At 62.7% G+C, this 14918-nt stretch carries 12 protein-coding genes; all 12 read right to left on the reverse strand.

From position 1 onward, the window contains the following. Positions 1–19: 19 nt before the first annotated feature. Positions 20–2092, reverse strand: a complete 2073-nt coding sequence (locus AC1DS5_RS18680) for an oxidoreductase (protein ID WP_477719750.1) — start codon at positions 2090–2092, stop codon at positions 20–22. A gap of 9 nt (positions 2093–2101) precedes the next feature. Beyond that, positions 2102–2635 (reverse strand): DUF5943 domain-containing protein, encoded by a 534-nt coding sequence (locus AC1DS5_RS18685; RefSeq protein WP_477719751.1) that lies wholly within the window; start codon positions 2633–2635, stop codon positions 2102–2104. A gap of 28 nt (positions 2636–2663) precedes the next feature. Then, positions 2664–3545 carry a glycine betaine ABC transporter substrate-binding protein gene (locus AC1DS5_RS18690; protein WP_477719752.1) on the reverse strand — a complete coding sequence of 294 codons (882 nt, stop codon included), beginning with the start codon at positions 3543–3545 and terminating at the stop codon, positions 2664–2666. 137 nt (positions 3546–3682) lie between these two features. Then, positions 3683–4753, reverse strand: a complete 1071-nt coding sequence (locus AC1DS5_RS18695; RefSeq protein WP_477719753.1) for an HAD family hydrolase — start codon at positions 4751–4753, stop codon at positions 3683–3685. 39 nt (positions 4754–4792) lie between these two features. Continuing rightward, positions 4793–5764: a dipeptidase gene (locus tag AC1DS5_RS18700; protein WP_477719754.1), complete on the reverse strand. Its 972-nt coding sequence runs from the start codon at positions 5762–5764 to the stop codon at positions 4793–4795. 11 nt (positions 5765–5775) lie between these two features. Continuing rightward, entirely contained in the window at positions 5776–7050 is a 1275-nt protein-coding gene (locus AC1DS5_RS18705; protein WP_477719755.1) for a serine hydroxymethyltransferase, read from the reverse strand. 12 nt (positions 7051–7062) lie between these two features. Continuing rightward, entirely contained in the window at positions 7063–7695 is a 633-nt protein-coding gene (locus AC1DS5_RS18710) for a sarcosine oxidase subunit gamma (RefSeq protein WP_477719756.1), read from the reverse strand. A gap of 13 nt (positions 7696–7708) precedes the next feature. Further along, on the reverse strand, positions 7709–10705 hold the full coding sequence (locus tag AC1DS5_RS18715; protein WP_477719757.1) for a sarcosine oxidase subunit alpha family protein: 2997 nt from the start codon (positions 10703–10705) through the stop codon (positions 7709–7711). Continuing rightward, positions 10702–11010 carry a sarcosine oxidase subunit delta gene (locus AC1DS5_RS18720; protein ID WP_477719758.1) on the reverse strand — a complete coding sequence of 103 codons (309 nt, stop codon included), beginning with the start codon at positions 11008–11010 and terminating at the stop codon, positions 10702–10704. Before AC1DS5_RS18720 ends, AC1DS5_RS18715 begins: the two co-directional genes overlap by 4 nt. Before the next feature lie 12 nt (positions 11011–11022). Beyond that, positions 11023–12282 (reverse strand): sarcosine oxidase subunit beta family protein, encoded by a 1260-nt coding sequence (locus AC1DS5_RS18725; RefSeq protein WP_477719759.1) that lies wholly within the window; start codon positions 12280–12282, stop codon positions 11023–11025. A 381-nt stretch (positions 12283–12663) separates the two neighbouring features. Further along, positions 12664–13647 carry a dihydroxyacetone kinase subunit DhaK gene (gene dhaK / locus AC1DS5_RS18730; protein ID WP_477719760.1) on the reverse strand — a complete coding sequence of 328 codons (984 nt, stop codon included), beginning with the start codon at positions 13645–13647 and terminating at the stop codon, positions 12664–12666. A 52-nt stretch (positions 13648–13699) separates the two neighbouring features. Continuing rightward, positions 13700–14728 (reverse strand): LacI family DNA-binding transcriptional regulator, encoded by a 1029-nt coding sequence (locus AC1DS5_RS18735; RefSeq protein WP_477719761.1) that lies wholly within the window; start codon positions 14726–14728, stop codon positions 13700–13702. Positions 14729–14918: the final 190 nt, after the last annotated feature.

The following is a 14918-nucleotide window of genomic DNA, read 5'->3' on the forward strand; positions in this document are numbered from 1 at the left end:
GGGTCAGGGCGGCCATTGCTTAAAAATCCTTGCACAGGCGCAGCGAGTCGTAGATCGCCGCGTGGATGTTGTGCATTGACACGCAATCGCCGACGCGGTAGAGCAGAAAATCCCCGTTGCCGGTGGCTTGGCTCAAACCGGGTTGCGGTAGTGCGTCATACAAGGCGTCGATATCGGTCTGGCCCTTGTTGAGCGACAGCGGCTTGAGCTGCCAGTACAGGCCGTCGTTCGGCAGGATACCGTTCTCCACCACCACCTGGTCCACGGCGCGCTCTTCCAGTGCCTCGGTGTATTCATTCTTCAACACGGCGATCAGCTTGTCGCCTTCATTGGTGTGTTCTCTGTAGACCTTTTCCAGCCAGAAGTTCGGCGTCTGGATCACGGCATTGGCGTAGAGCTGGCGGTAGAAGATCGGGAAGGTGGTGCCGCCTACGTCATCGGCTACCTTGACGTCAGGCGTCACGATCTCCACCAGCTTGCCGCGCGCGGCGATGAAGTCGGCCACGCCGGTGCCCGCATGGGTGCTGATGCTGTCATAGACCAGCACGTTTTCGCCCGGTGCGACGGCGCCCGACAGGATGTCCCAGCTGCTGACGCACAGGCCCTCGGCCGCGCCCCAGGCCGGCGTCTGGCCGGTGTGCGGCAGGCCACCGGTGGCCAGCACTACGATGTCGGGCTGCTCGGCCTGGATCATTTCCGGGGTGGCGGCCACGCCGAATCGGCGGTCCACGCCCAGGCGCACGGTTTCCATGTCGAACCAGCGGATGATGCCGGCCATCTGCTCGCGCTTGGGCGGCTTGGCGGCCAGATTCACCTGTCCACCGACGATCGTGTTCTTCTCGAACAGCACCACCTCGTGGCCGCGCTCGCGCGCCACGCGGGCGGCTTCCAGGCCCGCTGGCCCGGCGCCGACGACGACCACCTTGCGGCGCACGCCGGTGGTCTTCTCGATCACATGCGGCATGGTTTCTTCACGGCTGGTGGCAGCGTTCTGGATACAAAGGACATCCAGGCCGTTGTACTGGCGGTCGATGCAGTAGTTGGCACCGACGCATTGCTTGATCTGGTCTTCCTTGCCGTCGCGGATCTTGATGACCATGTGCGGGTCGGCGATCTGCGCGCGGGTCATGCCCACCATGTCCACCATGCCGGTGGCCAGAATGCGCTCGGCCTGCGATGCATCGCGGATGCTTTGCGCGTGCATGACCGGCACTTTGGAAACCGACTTGATGCCGGCGGCCAGGTGCACAAAGGGTTCAGGCGGCAGCGCCATCGGTGGCATGCAGTTCACCAGGGTGTTGTGGGTGTCGGCACCCGAGCCCACCACACTCAGGAAGTCGATCAGTCCGCTTTCAGACATGGCCTGGGCGATCTCTTTGGCCATCTCGTGGCTGATGCCGTCTTCATGGAATTCGTCGCCGCACATGCGCATGCCGACGCAGAAGTCCGCGCCGACCTGCTCGCGCACGGCTTGCAGCACTTCCATGCCGAAGCGCAGGCGGTTTTCCAGGCTGCCGCCGTATTCGTCGGTACGATGATTCACGCGCGGGCTCCAGAACTGGTCGACCAGCTGCTGGTGCGCGGCAGAGATTTCGATGCCATCCAGTCCGGCGTCTTTGACGCGCTTGGCGGCCCGGCCGTAGTCGGCCACGATGCGGCGAATTTCTTCGATCTCGATGGTTTTTGCGTTACCACGGTGCACCGGTTCGCGGATGCCGGAAGGGCTGACCAGGTGCGGCCAGTCAAAGCCGTGCCAGGCATTGCGCCGCCCCATGTGGGTGGCCTGGATCATCAGCTTGGCGCCATGTTTGTGCATGGTGTCGGCCAACCGGCTCAGCGGCTCGATCACGGAATTTTTGGCCAGGTTGATCGAGCTCCACCACGACCAGGGGCTGTCGCGCGACACCGGGCTGGAGCCGCCGCAAATCGCCAGGCCCACACCGCCTTTGGCCTTTTCTTCGTAGTACCGGATGTAGCGCTCGGTCGGGTTGCCGCCTTCGGCATACACCTCGGCATGCGCGGTGCTGACGATACGGTTGCGCAGCAGAACCTGGTTCAGGCGGATGGGCTCAAACAAATGCGGGTAGCGCATGGCAAAACTCTAGCGTGGGCTGACGGTGAAGACGCAGTGGGCGTGGCCTTCTGCCGCGCATTGGGTCTCGGTGCTGGTGGTGCGCACGGCGGAGCCGCTTGTCTCCAGCACCCAGTCCATTGCGCCTGAAAACCAGCCGGCGAACAGGTAGCAGACCTTGCTGTGGTCTACCGGCACTCCGGCAATGCCTTGCGCCAGTACGAAGACCGAGTTCTCCAGCTTGACTTGGGCGTGGCCGGTGCTGGCGTCCGCTTCGATGAACGAAAACAGACCCCAACCGCGTTGCGACAAGCGCTTGAGGTAGTGCTCGTACACCGCCATGCCGGAGAGGCCATGGGTCGCCGATTCTTGCTGGCACCAGAAGTAGGCCGAGCGGTGCCCGGCCTTGTACAGCGCCGGGGCATACACCTCCCGCCCCACCACGGCCTCGGTTTCGACATGGTTGTTGACGAAGAAGTGCCGGGGCACATAAATCATCGGTAAACCGTCGGTGGTCCAGACGCCTGTGTCGGCGTTCACTTCAATGGGGAGTTGGGGGTGCATCGTGCGCGTCCTCAGATGGTCGGGGGGCTTAAGAGAGCCAGCTAGCTACGCGTGCTGGGTTGTCGGCAATCCATTTTTCGGCTGCTGCATCGGGCTTGGCACCACCTTCGACGGCCAGCATCACTGCGCCGATTTCCTCGGGCTTCCACGACAGCTTTTTCAGGAAGGCCACGACTGCCGGGGCCTTGGTGTTCAGCGCAGGGTTGATGACGCTGTCCACATGCTCTTCGGCGCCGTAGATGTTTTTTGGATCGGCCAGGAAGCGCAGCTTGTACTTGGCGAACATCCAGTGCGGAATCCAGCCGGTCACGGCAATGGCCTTGTTGGCGCGGTAGGCGCGGTCCAGTTCTGCCGCCATGGCAGGGCCAGAGCTGGGCAGCAAACGCATTTCCAGGCCATAGGCCTTGATGGCTTCTTCGGTCTTGCGCATGACACCTGCGCCCGCGTCGATGCCGACGATACGGTTGTCGAAATCCGCGCGGTGGCTGTTCAGGTCAGCCAGGCTGGTGGCCTTCACATAGTCGGGCACGATCAGGCCGATCTTGGCGCCAGGGTAGTTGGCACCCAGGATTTGCACCTTGTCCTTGAAACTGGTCAGATAGGCTTCGTGCGTGACCGGCAGCCAGGCCGACAGCGTTGCATCCAGGTCGCCCCGCGCCACACCTTGCCACATGATGCCTGCGGCCAGTGGTACCAACTCCACCGGGGTGCCCAGCTTGCTGCGGATGATCGCAGCCGCCAGGTGGGTCGTGGCCACGCTGTCGGACCAGCCATCCACAAAGCCGATTTTGATCGTCGGTTTGGTCTGGGTGAAAGCGCTCGTGCCCGAGAGCGCCAGCGCGGACAGCCCCAGGGTTTTGGCCAGGAACTGGCGACGTTGGCGGGTTGAAAACGTGTGTGTGCGGGTCATGGTACGGGTACTCCTGGTTGATGAAAGAAAGGTGCAAGAAAATCGGTATCGGGTAGCGCATATCAGGCGCCCCAGACCTCACGGAAAACACTGAGCCAGTTCCGCCCCATCACCTTGTTGATGGGGCTATCGCAGGCTTACTGAATCTGGTCTGGTTTCACCACGATCCAGTTGCGGTCGGCCGTCACCGGCAGGCCTTGGGCCTTCTGGGCTTCGGCGTGTTTTTTCTGCATGGCCTGGATCTGCACCAGGTACTTGTCTTTGCGGTTTACCCACACGCGCAGACCACCACGCTCTACATCGGTGCCGCGAAACAGCATCGGGCCGTCACTGACGGGGGTGTCGCCCGCAACCAGAATGGGCTTTTTCCACTCGTCGATGTAGGTGTAAATGGCAGCCTGCTTGCCTTCAAACCAGGTCATCGGTGCCCATAGATAAGATGTCAGTTCATGGTCCAGCAAGGCGGCCTGGTTATATTTTTTCTCCAAAATGAGCTTGCGTGCGTTGGTAACTTCACCGGTCTTGCGGTCTTTGAGCAGCAAGCCGACACCGATGACGTTTTGCGGCTTGGCGTTGTAGCCATGCTTGGGGTCGGCCACGATCATGCGCACCAACTCCTCGCTGGCCGCACTCATCACGTACACCTCAATGCCGTTTTCCATCAACCGGTTGTAGAGCTCCTGCATGCCTGTGTAGAACTTCGGCGGCTTGACCGCAACGGTCTTGACCGTCGTGCCCTCGTAATACGTGGCCGGAATAGGTTTGCCTGCAGCCAGCATTTCATCGAGCCAGCCCTTGAGCTCACGCAGGGTGTAGCCCGAAAATACCTGGGCCACCCAGGGGTAACAGACCTGGTCGTCGATCTCGCAGAGGCGGTAGTAATAGCTGTTGAGGCTCTCCTTGTGGCCATCAATGTCCTTGAACGGAATCAGCTTCAGCGCGGGGTCGAGTTTGTCGCGGCTCAAAATGCCCTTCATTTCCAGAAAGGGCAGCAAGGATTCTTCAAGATCATTGTTGTAGCTGGTGTTGTCGGCGTCGAACACGGCAAATGCGCCTTTGTGGGCGTTTGCCTGGATCAAGGCATCCAGCTGCGCAGCCGCTTCGGGTGGCCAATGCTTCAATGCAGTCTCGGCCTGCGCTGAAACCAGCAGTGCCAGGCTCATCGCCCCGGCAGCCAACCATTTGGCCAGATTCGTCCTCTTCAACATTGCAATACTCCTTTTGGAATCAATGAAAAACAGCGCGGATCAGGCGCCCCAGACTTCACTAAACACACGCAACCAGTTCCGCCCCATCACCTTGGTGATGCGGCCAGTCGACCAGCCCGCCCGCTCCATCGCGGCGGTGAGGTTGGGCATTTCGCCGATGGTGCGGATGCCCAGCGGGTTTTGCACGGTGCCAAATTTTGTGAGGCGGCGGTTGGTGCCCTTGTCGTGTGTCAGCCACTCGAAGAACTCGTCGCCATAGCCTTGGGTGAAGTCGGTGCCCACGCCCACGCAGTCTTCGCCGACGAGGTTGATCACGTAGTCCAGCGCTTCCACGTAGTCGTCCACCGTGGCTTCAATGCCACGCTTGAGAAAAGGCGGGAACATGGTCACGCCGATGAAGCCGCCGTGGTCGGCGATGAACTTGAGTTGTTCGTCGTTCTTGTTGCGCGGGTGCTCTTTCAAGCCTGCGGGCAGGCAATGCGAATAGGTGACTGGTTTCCTGGACGCCAGTATGGCTTCTTCGGAGGTCTTGGCACCCACGTGCGACAAATCGACCATGATGCCGACCCGGTTCATCTCGGCCACTACCTCGTGGCCGTAGCCCGACAGGCCGCCATCGCGCTCGTAGCAGCCGGTGCCGATCAGGTTTTGTGTGTTGTAGCAGAGCTGGACCACGCGCACGCCCATGTCGTGGAAGGCCTCGATGTAGCCCAGCTGATCTTCGAATGCATGGGCGTTCTGGAAGCCCAGCACGATGCCGGTTTTGCCGTCCTTCTTGGCTTGCTCGATATCTGCGGTGGTGCGCGCCAGGGTCAGCAGGTCGCTGTTGTCGCGAATCAGCCGCTTCATCTGGGCTATGTTGGCCACCGTGCCCTTGAAGTCTTCCCACACCGAGACAGTACAGTTGGCAGCGCTGATGCCGCCTTTTTTCATGTCTTCAAACACCGAGCGGTCCCACTTGGAAATAATGAGGCCGTCGATGATCAATGCGTCTTGGTGCAGGGTGCTCATGGTGGGTTCTTTCAAGCGTAGAGAGGGAAGCGGGCTGTCAGGGCTTTGACGCGGGCGTAGACCGAGGCTTCTACTGCTGCGTCGCCGGCGGGATTGGTTTTCAGACTGTTGAAGACTTCGAGCATGAGACGCCCGACCTCTTCAAACTCGGCCACGCCAAAGCCGCGCGTGGTGCCTGCGGCCGTGCCGACGCGGATGCCGGAGGTGATGGTTGGCTTTTCATCGTCAAACGGGATGCCGTTCTTGTTGCAGGTAATGCCCGCACGTTCCAGCGCCACTTCGGTCTGGTTGCCCTTCAGACCCAGAGGCCGCAAATCGACCAGCAACAAATGGTTATCGGTGCCGCCCGTCACCAGGTCCAGGCCGCCGGCCTTGAGCACTGCGCCCAAGGCCTTTGCATTGGCAACCACCTGCTGGGTGTAGGCCTTGAAGCTAGGCTGCAGTGCCTCGCCAAACGCCACGGCCTTGGCGGCGATCACGTGCATCAACGGGCCGCCTTGCGAGCCGGGAAACACAGCGGAGTTGATCTTCTTGGCGATCTCTGCGTCATTGGTCAGCACCACGCCGCCACGCGGGCCGCGCAGGGTTTTGTGGGTGGTGGAAGTCGTCACATGAGCGTGCGGCACCGGGCTGGGGTAGACGCCGGTGGCCACCAGGCCGGCCACGTGGGCCATGTCTACCATCAGGAATGCGCCGACCTTGTCAGCAATCGCGCGGAAGCGCGCCCAGTCGATGGTGCGCGGGTAGGCGGAAAAGCCCGCAATGATGAGTTTGGGCTTGTGCTCGACGGCCAAGGCCTCGACTTCGTCATAGTCGATCAGCGAATCGGCGCGGCGCACGCCGTATTGCACCGCCTTGAACCATTTTCCGGACAGCGCCGGCTTGGCACCGTGCGTCAGATGGCCGCCAGCCGATAGCGACATGCCCAGCACCGTGTCGCCAGGCTGCACCAGCGCCAGCATCACCGCGGTGTTGGCCTGCGCACCGGAGTGGGGCTGCACATTGGCGAATTCGCAACCAAACAGCTTGCATAGGCGCTCGATGGCCAGGGCCTCGACCACGTCCACATGCTCGCAGCCGCCGTAGTAGCGCTTGCCCGGGTAGCCTTCGGCGTACTTGTTGGTCAGCACCGAGCCTTGGGCTTCGAGCACGGCCTGGGAGACGATGTTCTCCGAGGCGATGAGTTCGATCTGGTCGCGCTGGCGCTGCAGTTCGTGGCTCATGGCTGTGTTGACCGCTGCATCGGCCTGTGCCACGCCCACGGAGAAGAAGTTTTCAGTTGTCATGGGGGAGAGTCCTCAAACGATTTCGAACAAGGGGGTGAAAATCGGGTCGACGCATTGCACCGGGCTGGTGATGCACAGGTGGTAAGGCTTGGCGGTGCGTTCCAGCAGGCGCCAGGTGTAATCGGCGAAGCTGCGGCGGAACACGAGGACCACACCGGCGGTGTCGGTACGCACCACGGTGAAGCCGGTCTTGGAAGCCACGGTACTGGCGCAGCGGCCCACGGCCAGGCTCTCATAGTCGTAAGGGCCGAGCTGGCGCAGCAGCAGCATGTGGTCGGGCCCTGTGATGCGCAGCGCCGTCAGGCCGCCGCTGTTGTCCACCACCTGGGCGAACACATCCTGGAGCGCGCTGGTCAGCGCGATCAGCAGCGCATTGCGGGTCGAACGCTTGCAGACCAGCAGCCATTCGTCGGGCGAGACCCACAGCACCGCACCGGCGTTGGTGGGTAAAACCGTCATCGGCTGGGTCGGCAGGGCCTGGCCCAGTACACCGGCTACGCCTTGCATGAAAGCCGTGTCGTCGGCCTTGCCGCGCAGCACGATGTAGCCCATGTGGGGCAGCTCACTCATGATCACCCGGCTCTCTCTGGTGGGCGTTGCTACGCGGGTAGGCAGGTCAAAGGCGTGCAGAGCGGATTTCAGCATCACATTTGGCGGATTAAACATTTTGACGATCACCTTTCACATCCACGAATACGCTGCCGCCGACCTTGACGGGCGTGACCTTGCCGTGAGCGTGCACATACAGGGTCTGCTCTTTGCGCTGCAGACCACCGGCGACGACGGCCATGGCGATGGAGCGACCCAGGAAGGCGCTGTGGTAGCTGGAAGTCACATGGCCCAGCATCTGGTTGGTCGCGCCTGTGGTGGCGCTTTCCATGATTTGCGCACCTTCGACCAGCACACTGGCCGGGTCTTCGGGCAACAGCCCTACCAGTTGCTTGCGGCCTTCGCGGGCCGTGTCGCTGCGCGCCAGCGAGCGCTTGCCCAGGAAGCTGAACGGCTTCTTCATGCCGACGGCCCAGGCCATGTCCAGATCCAGCGGGCTCATCGAGCCATCGGTGTCCTGGCCGACGATGATGAAGCCTTTTTCGGCGCGCAGCACGTGCATGGTTTCGGTGCCGTAAGGCGTGATGTCGAACCCGGCACCGGCGGCCATCACGGCCTCCCACAGCGCGTGGCCGTAGCCGGATTCGACGTTCAACTCATACGACAACTCGCCCGAGAAGCTGATGCGGAACACGCGGACGGGCAGGCCACATACTGTGCCCGCACGCCAGTCCATAAACTTGAAGTTGTCGGGCGAGAGGTCAATGTCGGAGCACAGCTTTGCCAGCACCGCGCGGGACTTGGGTCCCACCAGGGCGATGGTGGACCAATGATCGGTCACCGAAGTCATCCATACCTTGAGTTCGGGCCATTCGGTCTGGTGCCAGCGCTCCAGCCAGTTCAGCACCCGGGCCGCACCGCCGGTGGTGGTGGTCATGTAGAACTGGTTTTGCTGGATGCAGGCGGTCACGCCGTCGTCCATCACCATGCCGTTTTCGTCCAGCATCAGGCCGTAGCGGCATTTGCCGACGGCCAGCTGGGTCCAGGCGTTGGCGTAGATGCGGTTCAGGAATTCGCGCGCATCCGGGCCGTCGATCTGGATCTTGCCCAGGGTTGACGCGTCCATTACCGCCACGCCATTGCGGGCCGCCAGGCATTCGCGGGCGACTGCGGCGTGCAGGTCTTCACCGGGTTTGGCAAAGTACCAGGGGCGTTGCCACTGGCCGACTGGCTCCAGTGCCGCACCGCGTGCCACGTGGGAGGCGTGGATGGCGCTGTAGCGGTTCGGGTCAAACAGTTCTCCCGTCATGGTCCCGGCCAGCGCGCCCAGGCTGACTGGCGTGTAGGCCGGGCGGTAGGTGGTGGTGCCAACCTCGTTCACCGGGCGCTTCAGTGCGCGGGCGGTGATGACGAAGCCGTTGACGTTGGACAGCTTGCCCTGGTCGGTGCCGAAGCCCAGCGCGGTGTAGCGCTTGACGTGCTCGATCGAGTGGTAGTTCTCGCGCACCGCCAGTTCGATGTCGGCGGCGCTGACGTCGTTCTGATAGTCGACAAAGGCCTTGGCGCCGACGCCTTCAGCCTTGCCGTCGGGCAAGCGGAACATCGGGCGGGCCGCCAGGCGCTTGGGCTGCACGCACAGCGGGGCTTGCAGCAGTTCGTCCTTGCCACAGGCTTTCAGCAGTTGCTCCATGACTTCGGTGGTTTGCGCCAGCGCATCCGCCAGCTCGAACGCACCGGTGACCGCGCCCACGCAGGCCACGCCTTTGCGGCCGGTGCGTGGCGCTACAAAGGCCGCTACCGATTCATCCCATTGCGGGCGGCTGCCGTCGTGGCAGAACAGGTGCACCGTGGGTGACAGGCCGCCGGAGCTCAGCACCACATCGCAGGCGATGAAGGTTCCGGTGCCGGCCACTTCGTCGCGGGTGCCATGCAGGGGCACCAATTTGACGCCCTTGACTTCGCTGCCGCCGGTGACTTCGGCAATGCCGTGGCCGGCCATCACCGTGTAGCTGCTGTTGCGCGCCACCGCGCCATGGCGCACATCGGCGACCGTGACGGTGGCGCCGGCCTTGGCCAGGCCTTCGGCGCAGTCGTGGACCAGGTCGCTGGTGCCGCAGATCACCACCCGCTGGCCGACGCGCACGCCGTAGCGGTGCAGAAAGGTCTGGCCCGCCGAGACGGTCATCACGCCGGGCAGGTCATTGTTGCCAAACACCAGCGGGCGTTCGATGGCTCCGGTGGCCAGCACCACATGGTGGGCGCGGATCTTGTGCATGCGGTGGCGTGGCAGATGGGCCTGGCGCTGCTCTGGCGCGATATGGTCCTGCACCAGTTCCACGGCCTGCACCAGGTTCTGCTCGTACATGCCGAAGGCGGTGGTGCGCGTCAGCACCGTCACGTGCGGCATGCCGGCCAGAGCCGCTTGCACCGAGCGGATATAGGCATCGCTGTTGCGACCGTCGATCTGCGCATGCGGGTCGGACAGCAGCCAGCCGCCGAGTTCGTTTTGTTCGTCCAGCAGCACGGTCTTGAGCCCGGCGCGACCGGCCTGCAGCGCGGCCAGCAGGCCGCAGGCGCCGCCGCCGACGACCAGCACGTCCACGTGGTGGTGCAGGTGGTCGTAGTTCTCGGAATCGGGTTCGGTCGGTGCGTCGCCAAAGCCGGCGAACTTGCGGATCACGGTTTCATACAGCGGCCAGAGCTTTTGCGGCCACTTGAAGGTCTTGCTGTAGAAGCCGGCCGGCATGAAGCGCGAGCCCTGGCCCAGCACCGACTTCAGATCGAAGTCCAGCGAGGGCCAGCCCGAGGTGGAGCGGGCGCTCAGGCCGTCATACAGCTCGGCCTGGGTGGCCTTGACGTTCGGCGTGGTCAGCGCGCCCACGCCCAGCTGCACCAGTGCATTCGGTTCTTCCGCACCGGCGCCGATGATGCCGCGCGGACGGCCGTACTTGAAGCTGCGCGCCATGCGGCGCACGCCGTGGGCCAGCAGGGCGGAGGCCAGCGTGTCGCCGGGGTGGCCGGTGTAGTCGCGGCCATCGAAGGTGAACTTGACCGTGCGCGTGCTGTCAATGCGCGTGTCGGTCTGGGGGACTCTCATGCCGCTCATACCGTTTGCTCCTTGGCCATGTCGGCCAGAAACAGCGCCTTGCCTTCGGCCAGGGTCCAGGTGCCGGCGATCTCGTAGGTGGCGGTGTTGCGTTTTACGGCAAACACCTTGCGGCATGCTGCCGTGTGCTGCCATTGCTCCCAGAACCAGCCCTTGGTGTTCTTGCGCATGAAAACGTAGTCGCCCCAGGTGGCGTCGTCTACGGCTTCGGGCTGGAGCGGGCGGGGGATATAGGCTTCACCGGCGTTGCTGAACTCTTCTTCGTCCCGCGTTTCTCCGCAGTGGGGGCAGTGCAATAAAAACATAGTCGTCTACGCTCAATGTGCGACGCCTGCGGCGCCGTGTTCGTCGATGAGGTGGCCCGTGTGAAAACGGTCTACGGAGAAGGATTTGGCGAGCGTGTTCGGTTCGCCCTTGGCCAGCATGTCGGCAAACACATGGCCCGAGCCCGGCGTGGCCTTGAAGCCGCCGGTGCCCCAGCCGCAGTTGAAAAACAGGCCTTGCACCGCGGTCTTGGAGATGATGGGACAGGCGTCAGGCGTCACGTCCACAATGCCGCCCCATTGGCGATTCATGCGCACGCGGGAGAACTGGGGAAACAGCTCGATGATGGCGGCGGCCGTGTGCTCTATGACGTGCGGGCTGCCACGCTGGCCGTAGCCCAGGTAGCTGTCGATGCCGGCGCCGATAACCAGTTCGCCCTTGTCGGACTGGCTGAGGTAGCCGTGGACTGCGTTGGACATGATCACGGTGTCAATCACGCGCTGCATCGATTCGGACACAAAGGCCTGCAGGGGATGGCTTTCCAGCGGCATGCGCAGGCCAGCCATCTTGGCCAGCACCGACGAATGGCCGGCGGCCACGCAACCCACGCGGTCGGTCTTGATGGCGCCCAGGTTGGTTTGCAGGCCGCGGATCTTGCCGCCTGCTATGTCCATGCCGGTGACTTCGCAGCCCTCGATCAGATCCACGCCCAGGCGGCTGGCGGCGCGGGCAAAGCCGCGCGCCACGGCGTCGTGGTGGGCGATGCCGGCGCGCGGCTGCCAGCTGGCACCTAGCACTGGGAAGCGGCGGCTGCGGCTGCAGTCAAGCTGGGGAATCTTTTCTTTCACTTCCTGCGCATTCAGCACATGGGCGTCAATGCCTTGCAGCGCGTTGGCGTTGACCCGGCGCTCGATGTCGCGCATGTCCTGCAGGGTATGGCCCAGGTTGAACACGCCGCGCTGGCTGAACATCACGTTGAAGTTCAGGTCCTCGGTCAGGCCTTCCCACAGCTTGAGCGAATGCTCATAGATGGCGGCCGATTCGTCCCACAGGTAGTTGGAGCGAACGATGGTGGTATTGCGCGCGGTGTTGCCGCCGCCCAGGTAGCCTTTTTCCAGCACTGCGATCTTGCCGACCTGCGGGTGGTTCTTGGCCAGGTAGTAGGCCGTGGCCAAGCCGTGCCCGCCGCCGCCGACGATCACCACGTCGTAGGATGCCTTTAACGCCACCCGCTCCCAGGCAGGTTCCCAGGTTTGGTGGTTTTTGAAGCCGTGCTTGAGCAGGCTCCAGAGAGAGTAGTTTTGGCCGCGCATAGTCGCTCGTGAGGGGGTCCAATGAATCTGCGTCCATTGTTGGATGTCCCTGGTACGCCAACTTGCGCCGGGCAGACGCGCACTTGCTCAAATTCGACATGATGTCGAGTTTGGTGATTTTTGAGATTTACCGGATGGCACTGACGGATTGTTGAAAATCGGCCTATGACTCCGTACACATCACTGGCCTTGTCGAGAGCCCTTGGACTGAACGTTGTGATAACGCTATTGGGCGGTAGCAGGCAGTTGGCCTAGATGATTTCCATCAATGAATGTGCCCTGCGATCCGTCAGTGAGGAACCCCAGTCAACCCTATCGATCAAGTTGCGTGGCGATCCCTTGTAGGTGCGTCACCACAAGCCGATCGCATCCGGAGAATCACTACCAACGCAAGGCCGGCGTTGTCACCGGAGCATCCCAAAGCGCCTTCAGCTCTTCGTTCAGTAGCGTTACGGTCAGGGAAGCGCCGGCCATTTCAAGCGAAGTGGTGTAGTTGCCGACCAGCGACCGCGCCGGAACTAGGCCGGCATGGCTTAGGCGCTCGCTGGCCAGCTGGTACAGCAGGTAAAGCTCCATCAACGGCGTTCCGCCGAGGCCGTTGACGAACAGCAGCACCTCCTGCCCCTGCTTCGGGTTCAAGTCTTTCAGGATCTCGTCCATCAGCTCGTCAACGATAGCGGTAGCGGATTGGAACGCCCCGCGCCGGCGCCCGGGTTCGCCATGAATGCCCACGCCGATCTCCATTTCGTCAGGGCCGATCTCAAAAGTCGGCACGCCCGCCTCCGGCACGGTGCAGCTGCTGAAAGCCACCCCCATGGAGGCAGTGCAGGCGTTCACGCGGTCACCCAGGTGCTTGCAGGCGGCCAGGTCGGCGCCGCGCTCCGCAGCCGCGCCGACCATCTTCTCGACCACCAGCGTTCCGGCAACGCCGCGGCGGCCCGTGGGATGCCCGGCCGAGTCGACCGATACGTCGTCGTTGACCAGGACCCAGGCGTATTCGCTGTCCATCATGTCCATGGCTATCTGGAAATTCATCAAGTCGCCGGCGTAGTTCTTGACAATGAAAAGTACACCCGCCTCGCCGCCGACGGCCTTGGCCGCAGCCAGCATCTGGTTGGGCGTCGGCGAGGTGAACACCTGCCCGGGACAGGCGGCGTCGAGCATCCCGGTGCCGACGAAGCCGGTGTGGAGCGGCTCGTGGCCCGATCCACCGCCGGAGATCAGCGCTACCTTGGACGGCGTGGGGTTCTTGCGCGTGACGAACAGCGGGTCCAGATGCACGGCCACCAGCTGGGCATGGGCGGCCCCGAACCCCAGCAGGCTTTCAAACACGAGGTCGCTCGGGAGGTTGGTGAATTTCTTCATCGCGGCTCGTAGTGGATAGTGGGCCGATTATGGTCACTGCGGGCGTGCCTTGTCACGCGAGGTTCTCCGCAGTGATGATTTCTATCCGGGGGTTGCTCACGGCCAGCGCGCCGCGCACGTCTTCGCAAAGCAGCCGCAATACCTTGGCGGCGGTCATGATTGCGTAGTACACGTCCTGCTGCAGCACATAAGAGACGACGTTGGCCACCAGCAGCGAGCGGTGCATCTCCAGCAGGTCGTGCACCACGAATCCCAGCGAGCTGTCGTAACCTAACTCCTGCAGGGCGCGGCTGACGCCATGCGAGCCCGGGCCCAAGTTGTACAGGGCGTGCAACTTCCCATCGGTCTGAGCCGGATCGAGGAATTGTCGCGCAAATGTGTAGGCCTGGTCTTCCGATTCTGGCATGTCGGACAGCTCGATCAGCCGGGCGTTGGGAAACCGCTCCTCCAGCACTTGAGCAAAGCCGATGCGCCGGTCGATCTCGGCGGCGAATCGTGTAGCCGGCGACAGCATGGCGCAGCGCCCGGGCTCGTCGCGCGGCAGGCAGCGGCCCAGCAAGATGCCCGCAGTCCGCCCGGCTGCGCGGTTGTCCGCGCCAACAAAGGTCTCGCGCAGCGAACCGGCGACGTCGGAAAACAGGGTGACCACATGCACGCCGCTTCGAGCCAGTTCATTGATGGCCAGCTTGACCTGCGGCACATCAGGCGCCAGCAGGGCGATGCCGTCCAGATCGGTCATCTTGGCCAGTTCCTGAGCGAAGTCCGCGCCGTCCTGGTTCGGCAGGCGATGGGTGATTTCAGTGATGTGCTGGTGCCTGAAATCACCGGCGGCCTGGGCGACGACGCGGTCGATGATGTCGAAAAAACCGCGCCGCGAAGCGGGCAACACAAACCCGAAGCGGTAGTTGGGCGTGGACCGTGGGCGGCCGCGGGCTGGAGTGGCGGCACCGAGCGCCTGCATCACTGTGCGGACCCGATCCACCGTTGCCGGGTTGACGCCCGGTCGATTGTTCAGAACGCGATCAACCGTGGCGGTACTTACGCCCGCAGCTTCTGCTATCTGGTTGATGGTGGCTGCCATTGAATCGATGGGTTTGCGGCCAAGGTGATTTTAAATAAATCAATCTTTCGGCCGCCCTTCCTGCCAAGAATGTACCTCAATTTCGATCAGCAGAGGCAGAGCAGCCTCGTAAATGTCTGGAATATTCATCTATTAGGGTTTCTATTGATTGATGCATTAAATGATGTGATTACCATCAATCACATCAGAC

This window comes from Polaromonas sp. P4_H1 (assembly GCF_056400945.1).

Bases quoted from the DNA above. Each gene is read 5' to 3' on its own strand.
- AC1DS5_RS18680 (WP_477719750.1), bottom strand. From the start codon at position 2,092: ATGCGCTACCCGCATTTGTTTGAGCCCATCCGCCTGAACCAGGTTCTG.
- AC1DS5_RS18685 (WP_477719751.1), bottom strand. From the start codon at position 2,635: ATGCACCCCCAACTCCCCATTGAAGTGAACGCCGACACAGGCGTCTGG.
- AC1DS5_RS18690 (WP_477719752.1), bottom strand. From the start codon at position 3,545: ATGACCCGCACACACACGTTTTCAACCCGCCAACGTCGCCAGTTCCTG.
- AC1DS5_RS18695 (WP_477719753.1), bottom strand. From the start codon at position 4,753: ATGTTGAAGAGGACGAATCTGGCCAAATGGTTGGCTGCCGGGGCGATG.
- AC1DS5_RS18700 (WP_477719754.1), bottom strand. From the start codon at position 5,764: ATGAGCACCCTGCACCAAGACGCATTGATCATCGACGGCCTCATTATT.
- AC1DS5_RS18705 (WP_477719755.1), bottom strand. From the start codon at position 7,050: ATGACAACTGAAAACTTCTTCTCCGTGGGCGTGGCACAGGCCGATGCA.
- AC1DS5_RS18710 (WP_477719756.1), bottom strand. From the start codon at position 7,695: ATGCTGAAATCCGCTCTGCACGCCTTTGACCTGCCTACCCGCGTAGCA.
- AC1DS5_RS18715 (WP_477719757.1), bottom strand. From the start codon at position 10,705: ATGAGCGGCATGAGAGTCCCCCAGACCGACACGCGCATTGACAGCACG.
- AC1DS5_RS18720 (WP_477719758.1), bottom strand. From the start codon at position 11,010: ATGTTTTTATTGCACTGCCCCCACTGCGGAGAAACGCGGGACGAAGAA.
- AC1DS5_RS18725 (WP_477719759.1), bottom strand. From the start codon at position 12,282: ATGCGCGGCCAAAACTACTCTCTCTGGAGCCTGCTCAAGCACGGCTTC.
- dhaK (WP_477719760.1), bottom strand. From the start codon at position 13,647: ATGAAGAAATTCACCAACCTCCCGAGCGACCTCGTGTTTGAAAGCCTG.
- AC1DS5_RS18735 (WP_477719761.1), bottom strand. From the start codon at position 14,728: ATGGCAGCCACCATCAACCAGATAGCAGAAGCTGCGGGCGTAAGTACC.